General features: G+C 29.5%; 20 protein-coding genes. 8 read left to right on the plus strand and 12 right to left on the minus strand.

Going from position 1 to position 23126, the window contains the following annotated elements; all coding sequences use genetic code 11:
• Positions 1 to 51: 51 nt before the first annotated feature.
• Positions 52 to 2454: a TonB-dependent receptor gene (locus tag BWR22_RS08585; protein ID WP_076733276.1), complete on the plus strand. Its 2403-nt coding sequence runs from the start codon at positions 52 to 54 to the stop codon at positions 2452 to 2454.
• Positions 2455 to 2470: 16 nt separating this feature from the next.
• Positions 2471 to 3049: a type 1 periplasmic binding fold superfamily protein gene (locus tag BWR22_RS08590; RefSeq protein WP_076733277.1), complete on the plus strand. Its 579-nt coding sequence runs from the start codon at positions 2471 to 2473 to the stop codon at positions 3047 to 3049.
• Positions 3050 to 3130: 81 nt separating this feature from the next.
• Here BWR22_RS08590 and bcp read toward each other — a convergent pair whose 3' ends face one another.
• Positions 3131 to 3586, minus strand: coding sequence for a thioredoxin-dependent thiol peroxidase (bcp, locus tag BWR22_RS08595; protein WP_076733278.1), 456 nt, complete (start codon positions 3584 to 3586; stop codon positions 3131 to 3133).
• A gap of 46 nt (positions 3587 to 3632) precedes the next feature.
• Between bcp and BWR22_RS08600 the strand changes: the two genes are divergently transcribed.
• On the plus strand, positions 3633 to 4295 hold the full coding sequence (locus BWR22_RS08600) for an endonuclease III domain-containing protein (protein WP_076733279.1): 663 nt from the start codon (positions 3633 to 3635) through the stop codon (positions 4293 to 4295).
• A gap of 249 nt (positions 4296 to 4544) precedes the next feature.
• On the opposite strand, the gene BWR22_RS08605 is transcribed toward BWR22_RS08600, so the two are convergent.
• Positions 4545 to 5129: an RNA polymerase sigma factor gene (locus tag BWR22_RS08605; protein WP_076733280.1), complete on the minus strand. Its 585-nt coding sequence runs from the start codon at positions 5127 to 5129 to the stop codon at positions 4545 to 4547.
• A gap of 231 nt (positions 5130 to 5360) precedes the next feature.
• Here BWR22_RS08605 and uvrA point away from each other — a divergent pair, with 231 nt between their 5' ends.
• Positions 5361 to 8147, plus strand: coding sequence for an excinuclease ABC subunit UvrA (gene uvrA / locus BWR22_RS08610; RefSeq protein WP_076733281.1), 2787 nt, complete (start codon positions 5361 to 5363; stop codon positions 8145 to 8147).
• 8 nt (positions 8148 to 8155) lie between these two features.
• Here uvrA and BWR22_RS08615 read toward each other — a convergent pair whose 3' ends face one another.
• Positions 8156 to 9223 (minus strand): DUF3667 domain-containing protein, encoded by a 1068-nt coding sequence (locus BWR22_RS08615; RefSeq protein WP_076733282.1) that lies wholly within the window; start codon positions 9221 to 9223, stop codon positions 8156 to 8158.
• Positions 9224 to 9442: 219 nt separating this feature from the next.
• On the opposite strand from BWR22_RS08615, the gene BWR22_RS08620 reads away from it, so the two are divergent.
• Positions 9443 to 10102 (plus strand): hypothetical protein, encoded by a 660-nt coding sequence (locus BWR22_RS08620; protein ID WP_156875588.1) that lies wholly within the window; start codon positions 9443 to 9445, stop codon positions 10100 to 10102.
• Between the two features lie 81 nt (positions 10103 to 10183).
• Here BWR22_RS08620 and BWR22_RS08625 read toward each other — a convergent pair whose 3' ends face one another.
• The 3 genes from BWR22_RS08625 to BWR22_RS08635 all read right to left on the minus strand — a co-directional run bounded on the left by BWR22_RS08625 (position 10184) and on the right by BWR22_RS08635 (position 11501).
• A complete protein-coding gene (locus BWR22_RS08625; RefSeq protein WP_076733284.1) occupies positions 10184 to 10423 on the minus strand; it encodes a hypothetical protein in 240 nt (79 codons plus the stop codon).
• Between the two features lie 4 nt (positions 10424 to 10427).
• Positions 10428 to 10796, minus strand: a complete 369-nt coding sequence (locus BWR22_RS08630; protein WP_076733285.1) for a DUF2085 domain-containing protein — start codon at positions 10794 to 10796, stop codon at positions 10428 to 10430.
• A 93-nt stretch (positions 10797 to 10889) separates the two neighbouring features.
• Positions 10890 to 11501, minus strand: coding sequence for a DEAD/DEAH box helicase (locus BWR22_RS08635; protein ID WP_076733286.1), 612 nt, complete (start codon positions 11499 to 11501; stop codon positions 10890 to 10892).
• A 128-nt stretch (positions 11502 to 11629) separates the two neighbouring features.
• On the opposite strand from BWR22_RS08635, the gene BWR22_RS08640 reads away from it, so the two are divergent.
• Positions 11630 to 12712 carry a hypothetical protein gene (locus BWR22_RS08640; RefSeq protein WP_076733287.1) on the plus strand — a complete coding sequence of 361 codons (1083 nt, stop codon included), beginning with the start codon at positions 11630 to 11632 and terminating at the stop codon, positions 12710 to 12712.
• A 71-nt stretch (positions 12713 to 12783) separates the two neighbouring features.
• Here the strand turns inward: BWR22_RS08640 and BWR22_RS08645 are convergent, their stop codons facing one another.
• Genes BWR22_RS08645 through BWR22_RS08660 form a run of 4 tightly spaced genes read right to left on the minus strand, consistent with a single transcriptional unit; the run spans position 12784 to position 18299 of the window.
• On the minus strand, positions 12784 to 14238 hold the full coding sequence (locus tag BWR22_RS08645; protein WP_076733288.1) for an oligosaccharide flippase family protein: 1455 nt from the start codon (positions 14236 to 14238) through the stop codon (positions 12784 to 12786).
• 33 nt (positions 14239 to 14271) lie between these two features.
• Entirely contained in the window at positions 14272 to 15555 is a 1284-nt protein-coding gene (locus tag BWR22_RS08650; protein ID WP_076733289.1) for a glycosyltransferase family 4 protein, read from the minus strand.
• A complete protein-coding gene (locus BWR22_RS08655; RefSeq protein WP_076733290.1) occupies positions 15548 to 18013 on the minus strand; it encodes a YfhO family protein in 2466 nt (821 codons plus the stop codon). Before BWR22_RS08655 ends, BWR22_RS08650 begins: the two co-directional genes overlap by 8 nt.
• A gap of 31 nt (positions 18014 to 18044) precedes the next feature.
• Positions 18045 to 18299: a DUF4834 family protein gene (locus tag BWR22_RS08660; protein WP_317042510.1), complete on the minus strand. Its 255-nt coding sequence runs from the start codon at positions 18297 to 18299 to the stop codon at positions 18045 to 18047.
• A 110-nt stretch (positions 18300 to 18409) separates the two neighbouring features.
• Here BWR22_RS08660 and BWR22_RS08665 point away from each other — a divergent pair, with 110 nt between their 5' ends.
• A complete protein-coding gene (locus tag BWR22_RS08665) occupies positions 18410 to 19429 on the plus strand; it encodes a transporter (protein WP_076733292.1) in 1020 nt (339 codons plus the stop codon).
• 5 nt (positions 19430 to 19434) lie between these two features.
• A complete protein-coding gene (locus BWR22_RS08670; RefSeq protein ID WP_076733293.1) occupies positions 19435 to 20556 on the plus strand; it encodes a GTP cyclohydrolase in 1122 nt (373 codons plus the stop codon).
• A gap of 80 nt (positions 20557 to 20636) precedes the next feature.
• On the opposite strand, the gene BWR22_RS08675 is transcribed toward BWR22_RS08670, so the two are convergent.
• A complete protein-coding gene (locus tag BWR22_RS08675; RefSeq protein WP_076733294.1) occupies positions 20637 to 21896 on the minus strand; it encodes an aminotransferase class I/II-fold pyridoxal phosphate-dependent enzyme in 1260 nt (419 codons plus the stop codon).
• Positions 21897 to 22036: 140 nt separating this feature from the next.
• Entirely contained in the window at positions 22037 to 23077 is a 1041-nt protein-coding gene (locus BWR22_RS08680) for a PLP-dependent cysteine synthase family protein (protein ID WP_076733295.1), read from the minus strand.
• Between the last annotated feature and the right edge of the window lie 49 nt (positions 23078 to 23126).

The following is a 23126-nucleotide window of genomic DNA, read 5'->3' on the forward strand; positions in this document are numbered from 1 at the left end:
ATAATTAGCTAAATGTATTTATACATTTAACTAATAATACGCTTTAAATTTATGCGTTTATTTTTATTAAGTATACTTTTTATAAGTTGCCAAATTTCAATCTCTCAAAATTGTAGTAATACTATTACTGGTAAAGTAATAGACCAGCACGATGGTACTATTTTAGTTGATGCAAAAGTTACTATTTTAGAAACTCAACAATTTGTATTAACTAATTTTGAAGGCGAATTTAGCATCTCAAATTTATGTAATAAAACATATACATTTGAAGTATACCATGCCTTTTGTGACTCTAAAACTTATAAATTGGAAGTTTCTGGAGACACCTATAAGATTTTTCGTTTAGAACATCATTTAGAAGAATTAAATGAAATTATTTTAGAAGGAAAAAGTGTAGAAATAAAATCTAATACAACTTTAGAAAATAAAATATCTAAAGAAGACTTAGAACATAATAGCGCAAACTCCCTTGGTGATGTTTTAAATAATATCTCAGGAGTTTCCTCTCTAAATACAGGAAACACTATTGTTAAGCCAATTATTAATGGCTTACATAGTAGCAGAGTTGTAGTTATGAATGATGGTTTAAGAATGGAAGATCAAGATTGGGGATCCGAACATGCTCCTAATTTAGATGTTAATGCAATAGACAATATTACTGTAATAAAAGGTGCAAGTGCATTACAGTATAGTGGAAATGCAATAGGAGGAATAATTATTACAGAAAATTCTAAAACACCTGTAAAAGATAGTTTATACGGTAAAACAATAGTTACCGGCGCAACAAATGGCCGTGGAGGGACTGTAACTTCTCAACTAACTAAAAGTTTTAAAAGTGGTTGGTACGGGAAAGCACAAGGTTCTATTAAGCGATTTGGCGATTTTAATGCACCAGATTACAACCTAAGCAACACTGGTGTTTTTGAGCGCAGTTTATCTTTACGTGCTGGTGTTAATAAATTTAACTCTGGCATAGAAGCCTATTATTCTTTATATAAAGTGGAAACAGGTATTTTAAGAGCTTCGCATTTAGGAGGTGCCGAAGACCAAGTTAGAGCTATTAATAGTGCTCAGCCTTTATATATTGATGATTTTACATACAATATAGATGCACCATATCAAGATGTTACACATCATATAGCAAGGATTAAAGCCTTTAAAAAGTTTAATGATATTGGCACATTAAATTTTCAGTATGGATATCAACAAAATAATAGATTAGAATTTGATGTAAGACGTGGAGATGATAAAGACAAAGCATCTTTAGATTTAAAACTTGATACTCATACTCTACTTTTAGATTTAGACTCTAAAATTTCCAGTACTACTAAATTAAAATTAGGCTTAACAGGACAATACCAAACTAATTTTGCAGATCCTAACACTGGTGTAAGAAGATTAATACCAGATTACGATAAATACAATTTTGGAGCTTATGCCATTTTAGATAAAAAAATAAACAACCAATTACTTTTTGAAATTGGAGCAAGGTTTGATTATACTTATCTAAATGCTTTAAAATTTTATAGAACATCGTTTTGGGAAAGTAGAGATTACGACACTACTTTTCAAGATATTGTTATCGATGGAGATTTTGGAGATCAAGTTTTAGCTAACCCAAAATTAAGTTTTTATAATCCCTCGGGAACTGTAGGGTTAAACTATAAATTTAACAACGGTTATAAATTATTATTTAATTATGCTTTATCTTCAAGAGCACCAAATCCTTCAGAATTATTTAGTGAAGGCTTGCACCACTCTGCTTCACGAATAGAATATGGAGATTTACAATTCGATTCTGAAACATCTAGCAAAGTATCTATAACATTGCTACGCGAAAACGACAATTTTAGTTTTTCAATAAATCCTTATGCAAATTTTATTAACGATTTTATTGTTATTGAGCCTATAGGGATTTCTCAAACTATAAGAGGAAATTTTCAAATTTGGGAATATAGACAAACCAATGCTAGATTATTAGGAGTAGATATTAATAGTGCCTTTAAATTAACAGATTATTTTCAATTAAAAAACCAATTCTCTTTAGTTAAAGGAAAAGACACCTCTCGAGACGAAGCTTTAATTAATATGCCCGCTGCGAGCACAAAAAATACTATTGTTTATAAAAATAAAAAATTAAACAATTTAAATTTAGCATTAGAAAGTGAATATGTTTTTAGGCAAAATGAATATCCTGATAACAATTTTGAAGTATATATCGCCGAAACAGAAACCACAGAAATTGTAGATGTAAGTACACCTCCAAGTGCTTACCATCTACTTAATTTTAACTCTAGTGTAGATTTTAAATTAAATAATAAAACATCATTAACAGTAGGTTTTGATGTTTCTAATATTTTTAATAAATCCTACCGCAATTACTTAAATCGAACACGCTATTATGCAGACGAATTAGGTAGAAACTTTTTAATAAACCTTAAAATAAATTATTAATTTTAATTACAAAACAATGAAAAACTTTAAATTTATAACAATTACAATTTTATCTCTTTTTTTAGCCACTTCATGTTCTGATGATGATGACAATATCACTATTCCAGTACCTGTAAACGAAGAAGAGTTAATTACAACAGTTAATGTAACACTAACACCTAACGGAGGTGGAACTGCTATTACTTTTCAAATGCAAGATTTAGATGGAGATGGACCTAATAATCCAGTATTTACTTATCCTGGAGGTTTAACTAATGCTGTTTTAGATGCTGGAGTTACTTACAATGGTGAAATACAACTATTAAACGAAACTGAGGATCCTGCAGAAGATATTACTGAAGAAGTAGAAGAAGAAGACGATGAGCACCAATTCTTTTACACAGCTAGTAGTAGTTTAGATTTAACTACAGAATATGCTAATTTTGATGGTGATAACAATCCATTAGGAACAGAGTTTACAGTTACTACTGGAGCTGCAAGTACTGGAACTTTAACATTTACATTACGTCACGAACCAACTAAACCAAACACAGGTTTAAGTGATGCTGATGGTGAAACAGACGTTGAAGTAGCTTTCTCTATAGAAATACAGTAAACAGAATATTAAAAACAAGTTTATAAAAAAACTCAGAACCATAACGGTTCTGAGTTTTTTTTTATAATTAAAAATAAAATATTATAATTCTAATATCTGTGCTGCGTGATCTTTAGTTTTTACTTTATCAATTACGTGCTCCACTACTCCATTTTCATCTATTAAAAAGGTTTTTCTATGGATACCATCATAAGTTTTACCCATAAATTTCTTTTCTCCCCAAACACCAAACGCATTAATAACTTCTTTATCTTCATCTGCTAAAAGCGGAAATGGAAATTTATATTTATTTCTAAAATTAGTTTGTCGTTTTTCAGAATCTGCACTAACTCCTAAAATCTCATAGCCTTCATCTTGTAATGCTTTATAATTATCTGTTAAATTACAAGCTTCTGCTGTACAACCTGGTGTACTTGCTTTAGGGTAAAAAAATACTATTAGTTTTTTTCCTTTATAATCGCTTAAGGAAATAGCATTTCCATCTTGATCATTAACTGTAAAATCTGGTACTTTATCTCCTTGCTTTAATGTATTCATAGTTGTAATTTTGAGTTTTCAATAATTTTTATCAAAAATACAATTAATGACTAAACAAGAAAAGGTTGATTTCGTTATAAATACGTTAAATGAATTATATCCAGAAATTCCTATTCCGTTAGATCATAAAGATCCATACACTTTATTAGTTGCTGTCTTACTTTCTGCACAATGTACAGATGTTCGTGTAAACCAAATTACACCTTTACTGTTTGCAAAAGCAGATAATCCTTACGACATGATTAAAATGAGTGTTGAAGAAATAAAAGAAATTATTAGACCTTGCGGTTTATCACCCATGAAAAGTAAAGGCATTCATGGATTGTCTCATATTTTAATAGATAAACATAACGGTGAAGTTCCAGAAAGTTTTGAAGCTTTAGAAGCCTTACCTGCTGTTGGCCATAAAACAGCAAGTGTAGTAATGTCTCAAGCTTTTGGCGTACCTGCCTTTCCTGTAGACACGCACATTCATAGATTAATGTATAGGTGGAATTTAACTAATGGCAAAAACGTAGCGCAAACCGAAAAAGATGCAAAACGTTTGTTTCCAAAAGAAACATGGAACGATTTACACCTTCAAATTATTTGGTACGGTAGAGAATATTCTCCTGCTCGTGGTTGGGATTTAGATAAAGATATTATTACCAAAACCATTGGTAGAAGTACTGTTTTAAAAGAATACGAAAAACTTAAAAAGAAAAATTAAATGTATTAATAAAAAAAATCCTGATTTAATAAATCAGGATTTTTAGTCTAATTCAGAAGCGCTTCAAACTTCAATTTTTCATAATTTATAACACTTAAAGCTTTGGAATAATTAAGAATGAAACTTATGGTTTCATCTTTTGGGTTCATTTTGTTTTTTGTTTTAGAATTTTTAGAGTAAATTTTTGCCATGTATTTGTTTGTTGATTCAAATAAATAACGCAGCTTTTATTTTATTATTGTATCTGTTTTAATTCGTTAATATTATATTGTGTTTGTCTATTACTTTGCGCATATTAATTAAAGCATAACGCATACGCCCTAATGCAGTATTTATACTTACTCCTGTACGTTCTGAGATTTCTTTAAAACTCATATCTTGATACATACGCATTACTAAAACTTCTTTTTGGTCGTCTGGCAACTCTTCTATTAAACGCCTAACATCACTCTCTACCTGATCTTTAATAATTGCTTTTTCTGCATTTAAACTTGTATCACTTAACACAGAAAAAATACTAAACTCTCCACTATTATCAAATTTAGGCATACGATTGTTTTTTCTAAAATGATCGATAACTAAATTATGTGCAATACGCATTACCCAAGGTAAAAATTTACCTTCTTCGTTATATTTACCTCTTTTTAGGGTACGAATAACTTTTATAAAAGTATCTTGAAAAATATCTTCAGCAATATCTCTATCATATACTTTAGAGTATATAAAACTATAAATGCGTTGTTTGTGTCTTTTTATTAGAATTTCTAGAGAAGATTCATCTCCATTAATATAGCTGCTTATTAATACAGCATCAGTGATAAGTTCTTGTCGCATAACGTTACTTTTTATTGCAGAAGTTAGGGCTTCAGCTTAGGTTAATTAATTTAAAAAGTAATATTATGTAATAGGCTCGACAATTTAATTTGTTAATAACAAGGTAAATATAACAACAATCATTCCGAAAAAACAAAAAAAAATTAATTTTTAACATTTTATTGCACAATAATCTTTTTCATAAGCTTCTTATTAAGTACTATCTTTGCAATTACTTTTATTACAATACTTATGAATATTAAGCTTTCCGAAGTAAATCCTAAACAAAACATTATTATAAAAGGTGCTAAACTGCACAATTTAAAAAATATAGATGTTGTAATTCCTAGAAACAAATTAGTTGTTATTACTGGTTTATCTGGTTCTGGAAAGTCTAGTTTAGCCTTCGACACTTTGTATGCTGAAGGTCAAAGACGCTACGTAGAAAGCTTATCTAGTTATGCTAGACAGTTTTTAGGTAGGCTAAATAAACCTAAAGTAGATTACATAAAAGGTATTGCGCCTGCTATTGCCATTGAGCAAAAAGTAAATTCTACAAATCCACGTTCTACAGTTGGTACAACTACAGAAATTTACGATTATCTTAAACTACTTTTTGCTAGAATTGGCAAAACATATTCTCCAGTATCTGGTCAAGAAGTTAAAAAAGACACTGTTACAGATGTTTTAAATTACGTAAAATCTATTGCTCTTGGAGAAAAACTACTACTCCTCGCTCCTATTCATTTAGAAGAAGGTCGTGAAATAAGCGACAAACTAAAAGCTTTAAATGCGCAAGGTTATGCCAGAATTAAAGCTAATGGAGAGGTTTTACGTTTAGATAAAACCGAAAGTATTACAGAAAACACCAAAGACTTATTTTTAGTTGTAGATAGAATTGTAACCAAAGATGATGAAGATTTTTATAACCGTTTAGCAGATGCTATTCAAACTGCTTTTTTTGAAGGTAAAGGCGAATGTTTTATAGAAAAATTAAGCGATAATAGCGTACAACAATTCTCTAATAAATTTGAATTAGATGGTATTACTTTTTTAGAACCAAACGTTCATTTATTTAGTTTTAATAATCCGTATGGTGCTTGCCCAAAATGTGAAGGTTATGGCGATGTAATTGGTATTGATGATGATTTGGTTATACCAAATACAGCATTATCGGTATACGAAAATGCTATTTTTCCGTGGCGTGGCGAAAGTATGAGTTGGTACCGTGACCAATTGGTTAACAACTCGCATAAATTCGATTTCCCTATACATAAACCTTATTTTGAGCTTAGCCAAAAAAACAAAGATTTAATCTGGAAAGGAAATAAATACTTTGAAGGTTTAAATGCTTTTTTTGCAGAATTAGAAAGTAAAGCCTATAAAATTCAAAATCGCGTCATGTTATCGCGTTACAGAGGTAAAACAAAATGTAAGGTTTGCGAAGGTAAACGTTTAAGACCAGAAGCTAATTATGTGAAAGTTGGTAATGCTACGCTTACAGATTTGGTTGAAATGCCACTAGATAAACTTACCAATTTCTTTAAGCAACTGGAATTAAACGATCACGATACAACCATTGCAAAACGTATATTAAAAGAAATTGAAAACCGATTAGAGTTTTTATCTAACGTAGGTTTAGATTATTTAACATTAAACCGAAAATCTAATACTTTATCTGGTGGTGAAAGCCAACGTATAAACCTTGCCACTTCGCTTGGTAGTAGTTTAGTAGGCTCTATGTATATTTTAGATGAACCTAGTATAGGTTTACACCCTAAAGATACAGAAAGGTTAATATTAGTTTTAAAAGCATTACGCGATTTAGGAAACACAGTAATTGTAGTTGAGCATGATGAAGATATCATGAAAGAAGCCGACGAAATTATAGATATTGGACCAGAAGCTGGTACACTTGGAGGCCAAGTTGTAGCAACAGGAACATTTAAAGATATTTTAGCTTCTAAATCATTAACAGCACAATATTTAAATGAAACTTTAAAAATTGAAGTTCCCAAAAAACGAAGAACCTCTAAATACAGTATAGATATTAAAGGTGCTCGTGAAAACAATTTAAAAAATATTGATGTCTCATTTCCGTTAGGTATGCTAACTGTAATTACAGGAGTTTCAGGAAGTGGAAAAAGTACTTTAGTTAAAAAAATATTATATCCAGCAATACAAAAAGAACTAACTGGTTTTGGTGATAAACCTGGACAATTTTCAGAATTAACAGGAAATTATAGCAACGTAAAACATATAGAGTTTGTAGACCAAAACCCAATTGGTCGCTCCTCTAGATCAAATCCTGTTACATATATAAAAGCTTACGACGATATTAGAGCGCTTTACAGCAAACAAAAACTTAGTACTATAAGAAATTATGCGGCTAAGCATTTTAGTTTTAATGTAGATGGCGGACGTTGTGAAACTTGTAAAGGTGAAGGCGAAGTAACCATAGAAATGCAGTTCATGGCAGATGTGCATTTAGAATGCGAAACATGCAAAGGTAAACGCTTTAAAAAAGAAGTACTTGAGGTTACTTTTGCAGATAAAAATATAGACGATATTCTAAACATGACTATTGATGATGCTATTGCATTTTTTGATGCCAATCATGTAACTAAAATTAAAAACAAATTACAACCATTACAAGATGTAGGTTTAGGCTACGTAACTTTAGGTCAAAGTTCATCTACACTTTCTGGTGGTGAAGCCCAACGTATTAAATTAGCATCGTTTTTAGGAAAAGGAAACACTAAAGAAACAGCTTTATTTATTTTTGATGAACCAACAACAGGTTTACATTTTCACGACATTCAAAAGCTATTAAAATCTTTTAACGCCTTAATAGAAAAAGGACATTCTATTATTGTTGTAGAGCATAATTTAGAATTAATTAAATGTGCAGACTATATAATAGATTTAGGTCCAACTGGTGGAGAAAATGGTGGAAACCTTGTTGCAATTGGTACTCCAGAAGAGATTGTAAAAGTAAAAGCGTCTGAAACTGGGAAGTATTTAAAAGAAAAATTATAATTATATATTTAATAAAACATAAAAGAAAAGAAAAGCACAATAATAGAAACAACCATTAATATTGGGAAAAAAACCATTGTTGCTAAACTTCCTTTTATAAAACTTTTAAACCAGCCTTGCTTGTAAAACCTTTTAAGTGCTATTATAAGATATGTAAATATCGAAAAAACAATAAACACATCTATAGAAACCGGAATATCTACCACGTAATTAATAGCTACTAGAAGAGTAAATACTGTAAATATAAAAGCAAAGTAATAAAAACTAAATACCAAATGGTATGTATAGCGCCCTCTTTTTCTATATAACAACTTTAAAATTAATGCAAAAATTGGTAGTATAAAAAACATTGCTATTGGTGCAGCATCTAAAAAAGCTAACAAAATACTTCCTCCTTTTTTAGATTTAAGAAATTTTAGCGTTTGGTTATATAAGCGTTTTTTAAAAGCACTATCTTCTTCCTTTAAACCCATTTCTTTTAAAATCTCGGTATCTGGTGCATTAATTTTTATTAAAGAATCTGTTTTTTTACTAGTAAAACGAATAGAATTTTTATTTGTATTAAATTTCTCACTATTAACTATAGAGTCTATTTCTTGTTCTGTCATTCCTGTTAAAAAAGAGTTCATTTTTAATGTAGAACGTGCCTCTTCCCTTAAGGTAGAATCTGTTTTTCTTTTAATTTCTAATGCTTCTGTAGAAAGCGAATCTATTTTAATTTCTGTATTAAAAGATTCAGATAAACCTTTATCAAATTCATTTGCTCCTTTTTTAGCACTAAAAGAAAGTAAAAAGAAAAAAATTACAGCTGCAACCAAGTACATTTGTCCTGGATGTAAGTATAATAAACGTTTTCCAGATACAAACTTAGATGCTAAATAACCTGGTTTTATTAAAAGAGGAATAAAACTCTTAAAAAAACGGGCATCGAAAGAAAAGTAGTTACTTACTGTATTATAAAACAAAACTTTTAAGTTTAACTCATCTTTTTGCTTCATTCCACAATGTGGGCAGAAATCGAAATTACTTCTAAAATCTGAATCACAGTTTTTACATACTTTATATAAAATTGACATAGTTTGGTTGTGGTTACTATTTGTAAATATAATATTAAAATTGAATTTACCTAAAGTAAACCACTTTAAAACAAGTATTAAAAAATCTTTAAAACACCAACAAAATTAAGCCTTAACAAGTTTGGCACGCATATTGAAAACTTATATAACAAATAGCGTAGGCTTTTTAGCTTTTTTTGAAACGTTCAGAAATACGCATAAATTTAATACCGCAATACTATGAAAAAATTAGTACTATTATTTACAGGATTGTTAATGGGATTAACTACTGTAACAGCAATTGAAAAAAAAGAGAAATCTTTAAATGAAGTTAAACAATTAGAAAATAGAATTAGTAATTATAATTTTATAGAACCTATTCAATTTATTGAGCGCGGAGTAGAATTTTTAATTTTTGCAGATGGTTCCTTCGATTTTAATACAAACTTAGAATCTAACCATAGTAATTATGACGACTATTATAGAAAAACAAATACTAAACGTAGTGCCATAAATAGAACGTTTGGTGCTCCTGGCACTCAAGTCTCCTACTCTACGCCAAGAAGTCGTGGTGTAATTGTAACACACGACAACAATGGTAAAGTAAGACGTATTGGTAATGTATTTGTAAATTATACCCGAAATGGTCAAGTAAAAAGACTTGGTAGTGTTTACATGAAATATAATAGAAACGGGTTATTAACTCAAGTTGGAGCTTTAAAATTAAAATACAATAGACATGGGCAATTAATTAAAACTATTGGCCAAGTAAATTTTAATAATACAAATTATTATAACATTCCAACTCAACAAAATAATAACTCGGGCAATAATTGGAATAGCAATAATGGTCATTATTACTATAGAAATAATGAAAAAGCAATTAAGCTAAAAAGTTAAAAATTTTAATACAAAAGCTACTAAATAAGAAAACCCACAAATTGTACAATTTGTGGGTTTTTATATTAAATAAAATAAATATTATGATCCCATTGCAGATGCTCCAATACCTAAAATAGTAAATAGTATATTAATAACAATTGCAGCTCCTGCTCCATAAAGAGCCATATGGCATGCTTGTTTTGCTTTGTTTGGAGACTTATCTTTACTTGTAAAATAAATAATTGCACCAGCTAAAGGAATACAAAATGATAATATTTTCATTCCTGTTTCCAATTGATCGTTTGGATTGTGGTTTGGGTTGTTTAATTGATCAGACATAGTTTTAGTGTATAAAGGTTAATATTAGTTTTCCTATTGCAATTCCTATAATTGTTAATAAAGACACAGTACCTATTCCAGAAATAATTCCTGTAGTAAATCTTAATATATTATTGCTTTCGTATTTTGTGTATGCTTGAATTGTACCATCTATATATGTTGGCAATATCATTATTATAGACCACCATAAAGAGATTTTAATAAAACCAAAGGCAAAAACAGGAATTAAAAAATAAGCAAGATTAATACCAGTGCATCTAGCGCAAAGCGGAAATTGTTTTCCTTTGTAAAAAAAAGAGCGCTCCGGTAGCCTATGGCAATAAGAGAAACTTAATTTTGCTCCTTTTATACTGTAATTACTTATTTTTATCATTTAAAATAATTGCTTTTTTCTTAAAAAAGCATGTACAAGTTTAAGAATTCATTTTTATAAATAAAAATTATTGAATACTTATTTAATAAAGCATTAAACTTTAACAATTTGAGATCGAAACATAAACGTATTTTCAAAACGTTTTAATTTAGGACTCAAATTTTCGGCAAAAATAAGATATTGACATCTATCTATACTTTCTGGAATTCTATTAATTGCCGCAAAATAAAGTCCTTTTTCTGCAAACTCTGCATCTTCAAGAATATACATTTTTAATTGACTAAGATCTAAACTATTCATTAAATACAATTTATTTAAGCGTTTAGGAGTTGCTATTAAAATATCTTGGCCATAGTAAATTTCTTCTCGTTGCTGCTCTAGTGTTTGTTCATCGTAAGCAGCATATATTCTTAATTCTCTAAGTTTAATAAACGCTTCAAATGCTTCTTTAAGCTTTAGTGCTTCAGCTTTTGTTTCAACTAAAATTAAAGCACGAGGCGCATCACCTTCTGGTTTACATTTTAATTTTTGTAAAACACTAATTATAATTGCTGTAGTTTTTCCGCTACCTTTTTTTCCAATACAAAAGACATTTGCTCCTCCCTTAATTATTGGCAAGATTTTTTTTTGCAATGGAGTTGGCGCTTCAAAATTATTATTTTCTAAAGCTTCTAGAATTTGTGGGTTTAATTTTTTAAACGACATATTATGTTCTCTAATATTAAGAATATCGCGAAACTACGTGTAATTCTTCAGTTTACAAAACTACAGCGTTTTCCTTTTTGGCACGATGCTTGTAAATTAAATAATATTCAATCTTAAAAACGAATATTATGAAACATTTAATCTATTTATTTTCTTTATTACTTTTTACAAGTTTTACAGTAAATGCAGAAAATACTAACAACCTAAAAACCTTAGAAAGTAACGCTACGACCTCTTATAGAGGATATGGAAAATCTTTTATCTTTATGGAACAAGGTATTGAGTTTTCTGTTTATGCAGATGGGCAATTTGATTTTTACATGCCAAATCGTGGACCTCAAGTAAATGTTTCGATTGGTACTCCCAATGTGAATATTAGCTTTAATTCTGGTTATAATTATGATGCTTATGTACAATACGATGAGTTTGGTGCTATTATACAAATTGAAAATACTCCCATTTTTTACGATTATTATGGACGAATTATTCAAGCCGGAGATATATACATAAATTATAATAACCGAGGATATGTAACACGTGTAGGTGGCTTATATGTTCATTATAACAGATATAATGTTTTTTCTCACTATACTGGATTTATAAACGTATATAATAGAGCGTATGTTTTTAGACCATGGCATAGATATTATGCAGTACCTAGCGTAAACTACTGTGTAGTTTTTAATAGACCTTACAGACAATATTATACTCCAATTAGATATAAATATAACAGACCTTATACTAATAATTATAGAAGAAAAACTGCTGTTGCAAGTCGAAGAGGCAATACAATTACAAGAAATAGAAGTTATGCATCTAGAACCGAAGGTAGGACTCGTTTAGCAGCAACACCAAGAGCTAGAACTCGTAACAGTTTATCTAACTCGACACCTAGAACAAGAAGCAATACTTCTACTACAACTAGAACTAGAGTTAAAACTACTTCTACTCCAAGAACAAGAAGTAACGCAACACCTAAAACAAGAACGCGAAATAATACTGTATCATCAACTCCAAGAACCAATAGAAGTGTTACTAAAAACACTGCTACTAGAACTAGAACAAGAAACAGTAGTGCAAGCACACCTAGAACAAGCTCGAATAGAACTGCACAACGTAGTACTAAAAAAGTTCAAAACAGAGTTGCATCGACTAGTAGAAATACTAAATCAAGTTCTAAAAGAACATCTACAAATAGATCTCGTAGATAATATCTATTATTTTAATTAATAGGATTAAACATCTTGTTACTTGTTACCCAAAGCAAGTTTCAAGATGTTTTTTATTGCTTTAATAATTTATTTAAAATAGTTGTAATATCTTCTGAAAGATTAAAACGATATACAATAAATCCATATAGCGCAACAACCACTGTCGATTTTATTATAATATTTATAATTGAATGAAAACCAAAATCCCAAAAATAAAATGCAAGTGAGAGTAATAATATTAACAATAATGTATAAAAAGTATATACCGAAAAAGGATGCATTTTAAATTTTTTATTTACGTACCATAATTTTAAACTGCCATATAAAAACATAGCTAAAAAAGTAGCTATAGCAGCTCCATTTATATTATAAATAGGAATTAATAAATAATTAAGTAATACTGCAACAAGTATTATTAATACACCAAAAAAGAGTATAATTCTATAGTAGTTTGAATTAAATATAATAGAATTATTTATACCTAATAAATTATCTAATAATTTTACTATAGAAATTATAATAACTACATATAAAGCTTTGCTATATTCTGGGTTTAATAATGCATATAAATCGTTAATATTTACTATAACCAAAGTAAAGATAATGCCACTTACAATTATTAAATTTAAAGAAGATTTTTTATATAAATTAACAAGCGATACCTTATCATTTTCGTTTAAATACTTTGCAGTTAATGGATATGTTATTTGATGCATAGCTCTTGAAGGCACTGCTATTACAGTAGCAACAAATATTGCTACATTATAATAAGCTATATTATCTATAACTATAAGTTTACCTAACATAAACTTGTCTAAATCCAGCATAAACATAGCAACAGATCCTGCTATAATAATTAAAAAACTATATTTTAATACACTAGATACATTAAAATTAAAATTGAAATCTAGCTTTGGAATTCTTAAACTAAAAGCATAAAATTTCATAATTAACATTCTTATTACATACACTATAGCAACAGCAATTATAAATTGGTCTACAGTAAGCAACTTGTAATGCAAAGCAAAAAGTAAAATAAAAATACAAACACGATGAAATACCTCTTTCATTATATTTCCAAAAGCACTTTTATAATGAATTTTACTCCACGCAAAAAAAATTTCGAAGTAAGCCATAGCAACAGCTATAATGTAAATTAAGTACGTGTAATTTTTAATAATCTCATTTTCTGATGATAGCCATCCACTTATAGCCTGATACCCTAAAACACCAATAAAACCAATTGGTATAATAACCAATAAAGGCAAAAAAAGCATTAATGTTAAAAAACCATTCTGCTGTTTTTTAGTTTTATATGATGAAAAAAATTTAACAAGTGTATTACTAACTCCAAACATAAATAAAGGCATCATAACATTAGCTGTAGAAAGCAAATACCCTATTAAACCATAATTTTCTGGAGTTAAAAATTGAGTGTAAAGAAATAAAGCGTTTACAGCACCAACTACAAAACCTAAGTAAGTAGTTATTGTGTTTTGTATAGATTGCTTTATTACAATTCCCATAACATTTTAAAGATTAAGAATACTATTATATTGCTATTTAAAAATTACTTCTGATAATTTTTTGGTTAAGTTTTCTCGACTATATTTCTCAACACCTACTGGACTAACTTCTAAATTTTTAGATTTAAAAGCGTTAAAATGAGATAATATTTTAGATTTTAGTGTTTCTAAATCTGAATAATAAAAATAGTCTCCTGTCTTTGTTTCTTTTATTATACTTTCAACATCAGAACCAGTTGGTCCAATAGCAATAATTGGTCTATTTGACACTAAATATTCAAATAATTTTCCAGGAATAATAGCCTTAGTATCTTGAGAATCAATTTCTACCAATAATAACAATTGAGATTTTTTTTGATACTTAACAGACTCTATATGCGACACATAACCTATATTATTTACATAATTAGTTAAACCATATCTTTCTATAGTTTTTATTATTTCTTCTCCTACCAAACCTACTAAATTCAATCTAAAATATTTAGCAAAATCTTGGTGTTCTTTAATTAATTCATGCAGAGACTGCCATAAAATTTCAGGATTACGTTTAGATAAAAAAGATCCTATATGCGATAATGTAAATTGAGTATCTAGAACTATATCACTTTCTTTTTCTATATCATAACCATTTGTAATAACTTCTATTTGCTTACTAGTTATATCTTGAAATTCTTTTTTAGTTACTTCGCTAGTTACAATAATTGTATTCGCTGTATTAAGTACTTCTTTTTCTAATTTTTTATGCTTGTTTGCCGCTACATTTGTAAGCTTAAGTTGTTTGTGATATCCAATGGTTGTCCATGGATCACGAAAATCTGCAATCCAATTAATATCTAATTGCTTTTTAAGCTTTAATCCTATAATATGTAAACTATGTGGTGGACCGGTAGTAATTACTGTATCTATATTAAAGTCTGCAATATATGTAGATAGATACCTTACCGATGGTTTAATCCAATTTTTTCTAGCATCTGGTATAAAAAAATTTCCACGAATAAATAGCATTGCTTTTTGCATTAAGGTTTGCTTCTTTTCTTCGGGTATTATGCCTTTACTAATAGTTTTAGAATCTTTAGAGAAGAAATTAGCTACTTTATAAGGCTCATTTATAGGCTGTTTTAGTATCGTTATACCATTTGGCACTTCCTTTAACAAACTTTTATCGGTTTGAGGATAAATTGGATTAGAAGGACAATAAACAATAGGTTCTATACCATACTGAGGTAAATATTTCACAAATTTTAACCACCGTTGTACTCCCGGACCTCCAGCTGGTGGCCAATAGTAAGTAATGATTAAAACTTTTTTTTTATTCATTTTTTCTTCTAAAATTAAAAAACAAACCTCCTAAAGCTATTAAAATTAATGCAATAGAACTCGCTAAAGCTATAGAACCTCCTGTTTTTACAACTTGTGGTTCAAATTTAAACTCTATAATATGTTTTCCTTTAGGTATTTCCATACCTCTTAAAAGGTAATTAACTCGATTATAATCTGATTCTTTATTGTCTATATAAGCATTCCAACCATTTTTATAATACATTTCTGAAAACACAGCATAACCATCATTATTGTTAACAGATTCGTACTTTATATAATTTGGTTTGTAATCTAAAACTTTAATTGACGCTAAAGAATCTAACTTAAATGTATTTTTATTAATATTTGAAGTTAAGGTAACAGCTTCATTTTTAGTATTCAAATCTAAAAGAGATAACATCTCTTCGTCTGCAGAATTTACCTTTGTAATTTTTTCAACAAACCATGCATTACCGTTAGCTTCAGTATTTAAATAAGGATAAGGTTGATTACTCTCATCTTCAGAAATAATGTATTTAATATTAAACATATTAAGCATTTCTGGGTGCCTAGTAAATGGAAAGAAATCTGACAGTTCATCGAATCTTTTTAATTTAGCTGCATGGTAACCATTAACCGTATTATGAAAATATGGTGCAGATGTAGCTCCAGAAGTCATATCGTTTACATTTTGAGAAATCGCTCTTCCTGCTCCAGAACTAACATCGTAAACTCTAAAGTTTCCTTTTTCGCTTAATATTTTCTTATCGGCATTATTAGGTTTAAATGGTGATTGCACTTCCCTACTCGATACAAAATTCTCGGTATTAACATAGCGTCTATCTACGCCTACTAAATCAAAAAGAATTAAGACTGCAAAGACAATTACCACTTTACCTTCTGTAAGTTTTTGTTTTAAAAATAAATAAACTGTGCCTGCCGATAGTAAAACTAAAAATAATGTACGTAATGTATCTTTTGTAAAAATAGATTTTCTATCTGCTACAATAGCATCTACAAATGGCTGTCCTCCACCTTCTGCCCAACTTGCATCTCTTATACCTTCAAAGTCTAAAACTATTCCTGTATATCTAAATATTAAAAATGTAGCACATAAACCTGCAGTAATTAATGTTGAAAATTTTAAGGCTTTTAACTTTTCTTCATTTTTTTCAAAATCATTGAATAGTTTAACCAAACCAAAGATTGCTAATACAGGAATACAAAGTTCTAAAATAACTTGAATTGAAGTAACGGCTCTAAACTTATCGTATAATGGTACAAAATTTATAAAAAAGTCTGTTAAGAACCCTAAATTTTTTCCATAAGATAATAATAACGCTAATATTGAGCCGGATACCAACCACCATTTAAGTCTTCCTTTTACTATAAATAATGCAAAAACAAAAAGAAATAATACTACTGCTCCAATATAAGCTGGAGCTTCTACAATTGGTTGGTCTCCCCAATAAGTAGGCACTCCTTTAGAGGCTTCTGCTGCTTCTAAAGGTGGTACACCTTGACTTCTATAAAAATTATAAAATTCAGATTCTTTACCTAAATCCTCTCCCATTCCACCTCCTAAAAATCGTGGTATAAAAAGATTAAAGGTTTCAAGATATCCGTAGCTATATTCTGTTATTTTCTCTTTTGCTAAGCCTGAACTTATATCTTTTTTAGCTGAGCCATCTGGGTTTATGGTTAGATTAGTTTTACTTCTTGTACTTTCTTCTCCATATTCTATTGTGGCCATTATATTTGCTGCATTTAAGCCAATAGCTAAAAAAACAGCGGCTAATAAAATGCCTACAGATTTAAAAAAATGTGGTAAAACGCTCTTTTTATATGCATCTATTAAATATACTATTCCTAAAACTATAACTAGAAACATTAAATAATACGTCATTTGCAAATGGTTAGCTACTAACTCTAATCCCATTGCTATAGCAGTTACTACAAAACCTAGAATATACTTTTTTCTAAAGGTTAAAATGATACCACTTAAAACTAAAGGCATATAAGCAATAGCATGTGCTTTACTATTATGCCCGACACCAATAATTATTATTAAATATGTAGAAAAACCAAATGCTAGTGCGCCAAGTGTAGCTAATTTAAAATTAACTTTTAAACATAATAGTAGTATATAAAAACCTGCAAAGTATAAAAAAAGATAATCTGCTGGTCTTGGCAAAAATCTAAGCCCTAAATCTAAACTCTTTATATATGTATATGGATATCTTGCTCCAAGTTGGTAGGTTGGCATACCGCCAAAGGCACTATTTGTCCAATATGTTTCTTCTCCTGTAGCTGCTTTAAAATCGCGTTGTTGCTTAGCCATACCATTATAATGTAGTATATCGCTTTGCAATATTTGTTTTCCTTGTAAAACAGGACTAAAATAAGCTAAAGAAAGTATAATAAATCCTACAAACACAAGTATATGTGGTAGGATTTTTTTAATATTTGATTGCATAAATAATAGAGTATATCTTTAAAAACGGAAATTAATCAATTTCCTCGTAATCTACATATTCACCAACCGTTTTGTTTGAAGTTTTATTTTCAGGCATTTTATCTATAGATATTTCGCCTGTTTTTTGTTGTGGTTGCTGTTGTTTTTGGTTACTGAAATCTCTAAATTGTCCACCAAAACGCTCTACAGCTTTTTTAGTGAAGTATTTTAATATTGAAGGTCCAAAATATTTTGAAATAATTTTTATTCCAAGATAAATTAATAAAATTATGAGTAATACTTTCAAAATAATAATCTAAAAATGAATAACAAAAATACAAATCTTATAGAGTAATTTAATATATAAACACTTAAAAAAAATATAAAATCTCTATATTTGAAGCTAAACCAAAACTTATGTTATTAAACAAAACCTATTTAACAATAGTCTTATGTATTGCAAGTTTAACAGCCTACGCGCAATACACTGAAGTTATTAATTCTAACCGTCCAGGAGTTTCTAGATCGGCTTTTTCGGTTGGAACAAATGTTGTTCAGTTTGAAGCTGGACCATACACTGTAAAAGAAGAACACACACCTTTAAAATATGATGTTTCTGGTTTTGGTGTTGATTTTGCTGCTCGTTACGGTTTATTACTGCCACAATTAGAAATTAACATAGAAGGAATATACCAAAACGATACACAAACCGATTACCGTTCATCAATACCTTCAGAATTAGAAAGATCTAATTTTAAACAGTTAACACTTGGTGCAAAGTATCTGGTGTACGACCCATATAAAAATGCGGAGGAAGAAAAACCTAATATATTTAGCTATCACGCAAATAGACGTTTTAAATGGAAAAATTTAATTCCAGCCGTTGCTGTTTACGTTGGCGCCAATTTTGACTCTAAAGACAACCCATACACTGCTCCTGGAATTGAAGGTTTTAGCCCAAAAGTAATGCTTGCAACACAAAACAATTTTTCTAGCGGTTGGGTGTTTGTTACCAATTTTTCTAAAGATAGGATTGGTAGTGATTTTTCAGATTTTCAGTACATACTAACGCTAACTAAAGCCATAAATGAACAATGGGTGTTATTTGGTGAAACACAAGGTATACATAGCGATTTCTATGCCGATAATCTATTTAGGTTTGGAGGCGCTTATCTTTGGAATAAAAATTTTCAATTGGATACAGCTGTTACATTTAATACCAAGGACACACCATCGGTTTTTAGTTTAAATTTAGGAGTATCTTATCGTTTAGACTTCCATAAAGATCCAGGTTTAGATAATGGAACTTCTGCTGAAGAAGAGGCTGAAAGAAAAGCAAATAAGAAAAGAAATAAAAAGAACAAAAAAAATGGTGACGACACATCAAATAATAAACGAAAAAAAGAGACTCAGGAGATAGATTTTGATGACAACTAATCCTTATGATAACAACCAAAATAGTTAAAACAAAAAAGGACTTAAAGTCCTTTGTTAAATTTCCTTTTTCGTTATATAAAGGTTCTAAATATTGGGTACCACCAATTATTAGTCAAGAAATGGAAACTTTTAATACAGATAAAAATCCTATTTTTAACGATGCTGAAGCAACATTAATTTTAGCCTATAAAAACGAAAAACTTGTTGGTCGTGTTGCAGCTATTATTAATTGGCTTGAAGTAAAAAACCAAAATCAACTTAAAATGCGTTTTGGTTGGTTTGATTTTATAGATGATTTAGAAGTCTCTAAGAAATTAATAGAAGAGGTTATTAAAATAGGAAAACAGCATAATCTAAAATTTACAGAAGGACCGGTAGGTTTTTCTAACTTAGATAAAGTTGGAGTTATGACCGAAGGTTTTAACCAAATAAGCAACATGATAACCTGGTATAACCACGAATATTATGTTAAACACTACGAAGCATTAGGATTTAAAATAGAGAAAAGCTACTCCGAAAGTAAGTTTCCTTTTGAAAACGTAAAACCAGATTTTTTTAAAAAAGCACAAGAACTTATTAAAAGAAGATATAAGTTAAAAGCACTTCAACTTACAAAAACATCTGATGTAATGCCATATGCAGATAAAATGTTTGATTTGTTTAACGCTTCATATGGAAAATTATCTTCTTTTGTTGAAATAACAGATATTCAAAAAGAATATTTTAAAAAGAAATTTATCTCTTTTGTTAATCCTGAATATATAAAATTTGTTGTTGACGAAAATGATAATATGGTTGCTTTTGCAATTGTAATGCCTAGGTTTGCATATGCTTTACAAGAAATGAATGGTAAATTATTTCCTTTTGGCTTTGCAAAATTATTAAAAGCAAAAAAGTCTAGTAAAGATGTTGTTTTCTATTTAATTGGTGTACATCCAGATTACCAAAATAAAGGTGTTCATGCTGTTATTTTTAACGAATATTATGAAACTTTTAAAACAAAAGGTATTGTTGATTGTTATAGAACTCCTGAATTAGAGGATAATGAAGCTATACATAAAATATGGAAACACTTTAATCCTAAAGTTATAAAACGAAGAAAAACATATCGAAAAAATATTGAATAGTTTTTTTAAAAAAAACTGTTTTAAAACAAAAAAATCCGATTCTAATGAATCGGATTTTTTATATTATAATTGAAAAAAAATTACTCTCCCATTGCTTTAATTAAAGCGGCAGACATTCTTTTATACGTTCCATTTTCTAAACGATCTCTAATAGCATCAAATGCATCTAAAGTTTCTGCTACATCTTGTAAAGTATGTGTTGCTGTAGGAATCATACGCAGTAATATTAATCCTTTTGGTATTACAGGATACACAACTATAGAACAGAAAATACCATAATTTTCACGTAAATCTCTAACTAATGCCATAGCTTCAGGAATACTTCCTTTTAAATATACTGGCGTAACACAACTTTGTGTGGTACCAATATCGAAACCTCTTTCTTTTAAACCAGATTGTAATGCATTAACAATTTTCCATAAGTTTTCTTTTAACTCTGGCATTGTGCGTAACATATCTAAACGTTTTAAAGCACCTACTACTAATTGCATCTGTAAAGATTTAGCAAACATTTGCGAACGCAAGTTGTACTTTAAATAATCTATAATTTCTCTATCTGCAGCAATAAAGGCTCCTGTACTTGCCATAGATTTTGCAAAAGTTGCAAAATAAACATCTATATCATCTTGTACTCCTTGCTCTTCTCCTGCTCCTGCTCCTGTTTTTCCTAATGTACCAAAACCATGAGCATCATCTACAAATAACCTAAAATTAAATTTCTTTTTAAGAGCTACAATTTCTTTTAAACGTCCTTGCTCTCCACGCATACCAAAAACACCTTCAGAAATTACTAAAATTCCTCCTCCGGTTGTTTCTGCCATTTTTGTAGCACGTTCTAAGTTTTTTTCTAAGCTTTCAATATCGTTATGCTTATATGTAAAACGTTTTCCATGGTGTAATCTAACTCCATCAATAATACATGCGTGTGCATCTACATCGTAAACAATAATATCATCCTTTGCTACTAAAGCATCAACAGTAGACACCATACCTTGGTATCCAAAATTTAATAAATAAGCCGCTTCTTTATTAACAAATGCTGCTAATTCGTCTTGTAATTGCTCGTGTAATTCTGTGTGACCAGACATCATTCTAGCTCCCATTGGGTATGCCGAACCATACTCTGCAGCTGCTTCTGCATCCACTTTACGCACTTCTGGATGATTTGCTAAACCTAAGTAATCGTTAATACTCCATGTAATAACATCTTTTCCTTGGAATTTCATTCGGTTAGAAATTTGTCCTTCCAATTTTGGAAAAACAAAATAACCTTCTGCCTGCTCTGCCCATTTTCCCAATGGTCCTTTATCCTTATATATCTTTGCGAATAAATCTTTCATTTGTACTTAATTAGTTTAGAATTTACAAAAATACGCAATTCTCAGTTTTTTGCATAATATTTTTTCCTTCTATTCTTAAAATAAAAAAAGCTGATATCTTCTTTAAGGTTATCAGCTTCTTTTTTAATTATCTATAAATTTTATTTAATGTATTGAATGCTTTCTGCGGCTTCCACATTTTGACTATCAAAAAATCCTTGCTCATTCATCCATTTATCGCTATAAACTTTACTCATATAGCGTGAACCGTGATCTGGAAATATTACAACTACTGTATCATTAGCTTTAAATTCTCCTTCTGCGTCTAGTTGTTTAATGGCTTGCATAGCTGCTCCAGATGTGTAACCTACAAATAAACCTTCTGTTCTTGCAATTTCTCTTGCTGTATGTGCACTTTCTTCATCTGTTACCTTAACAAACTTATCTATTGCATCAAAATCTGTAGCGGTAGGTATTAAGTTTTTACCTAAACCTTCTATTCTATATGGATAAATTTCCTTTTCATCAAATTCTCTAGTTTCATGGTATTTTTTTAATACTGAACCAAAAGCATCTACACCAATAACTTTAACGTTTGGGTTCTGTTCTTTTAAATACTTAGCTGTACCAGAAATTGTTCCTCCTGTTCCACTACACGCTATTAAGTGTGTAATTTTTCCATTTGTTTGATTCCAAATTTCTGGACCTGTTGAAGCATAATGCGCATCCATATTTAATTGATTGAAATATTGGTTAATATAAACCGAACCTTTTATTTCATCATGTAAACGTTTTGCTACTTGGTAATAAGATCTTGGGTCATCTGCACTTACATTTGCTGGACAAACATAAACTCTTGCTCCCATGTTTTTAAGCATATCTATTTTATCTGCCGAAGATTTTGAACTTACTGCAAGAATACAATCGTAACCTTTTATTACGCTAACCATTGCTATACTAAATCCAGTGTTACCAGATGTAGTTTCAATAATTGTATCGCCAGGTTTTAAAATACCTTGCTTTTCAGCTTGCTCTATAATATATAATGCTATTCTATCTTTTGAAGAATGTCCTGGGTTAAAAGCTTCTACTTTAGCTAAAAAGTTTCCTTTAAACTCGGATGTCATTTTTTTTAGTTTTATCATCGGTGTATTGCCAATAAGGTCTAATACATTATCAAAAACTTGTTTGTTGTGTGCCATAAACAATTTTAGTTCTGTTCCTTTAGTTAGTTAAATGCAACATAAAACC

The sequence above is a fragment of the Lacinutrix venerupis genome (genome assembly GCF_001971745.1).
In the GTDB taxonomy this organism is placed as follows: Bacteria; Bacteroidota; Bacteroidia; order Flavobacteriales; family Flavobacteriaceae; genus Lacinutrix; species Lacinutrix venerupis.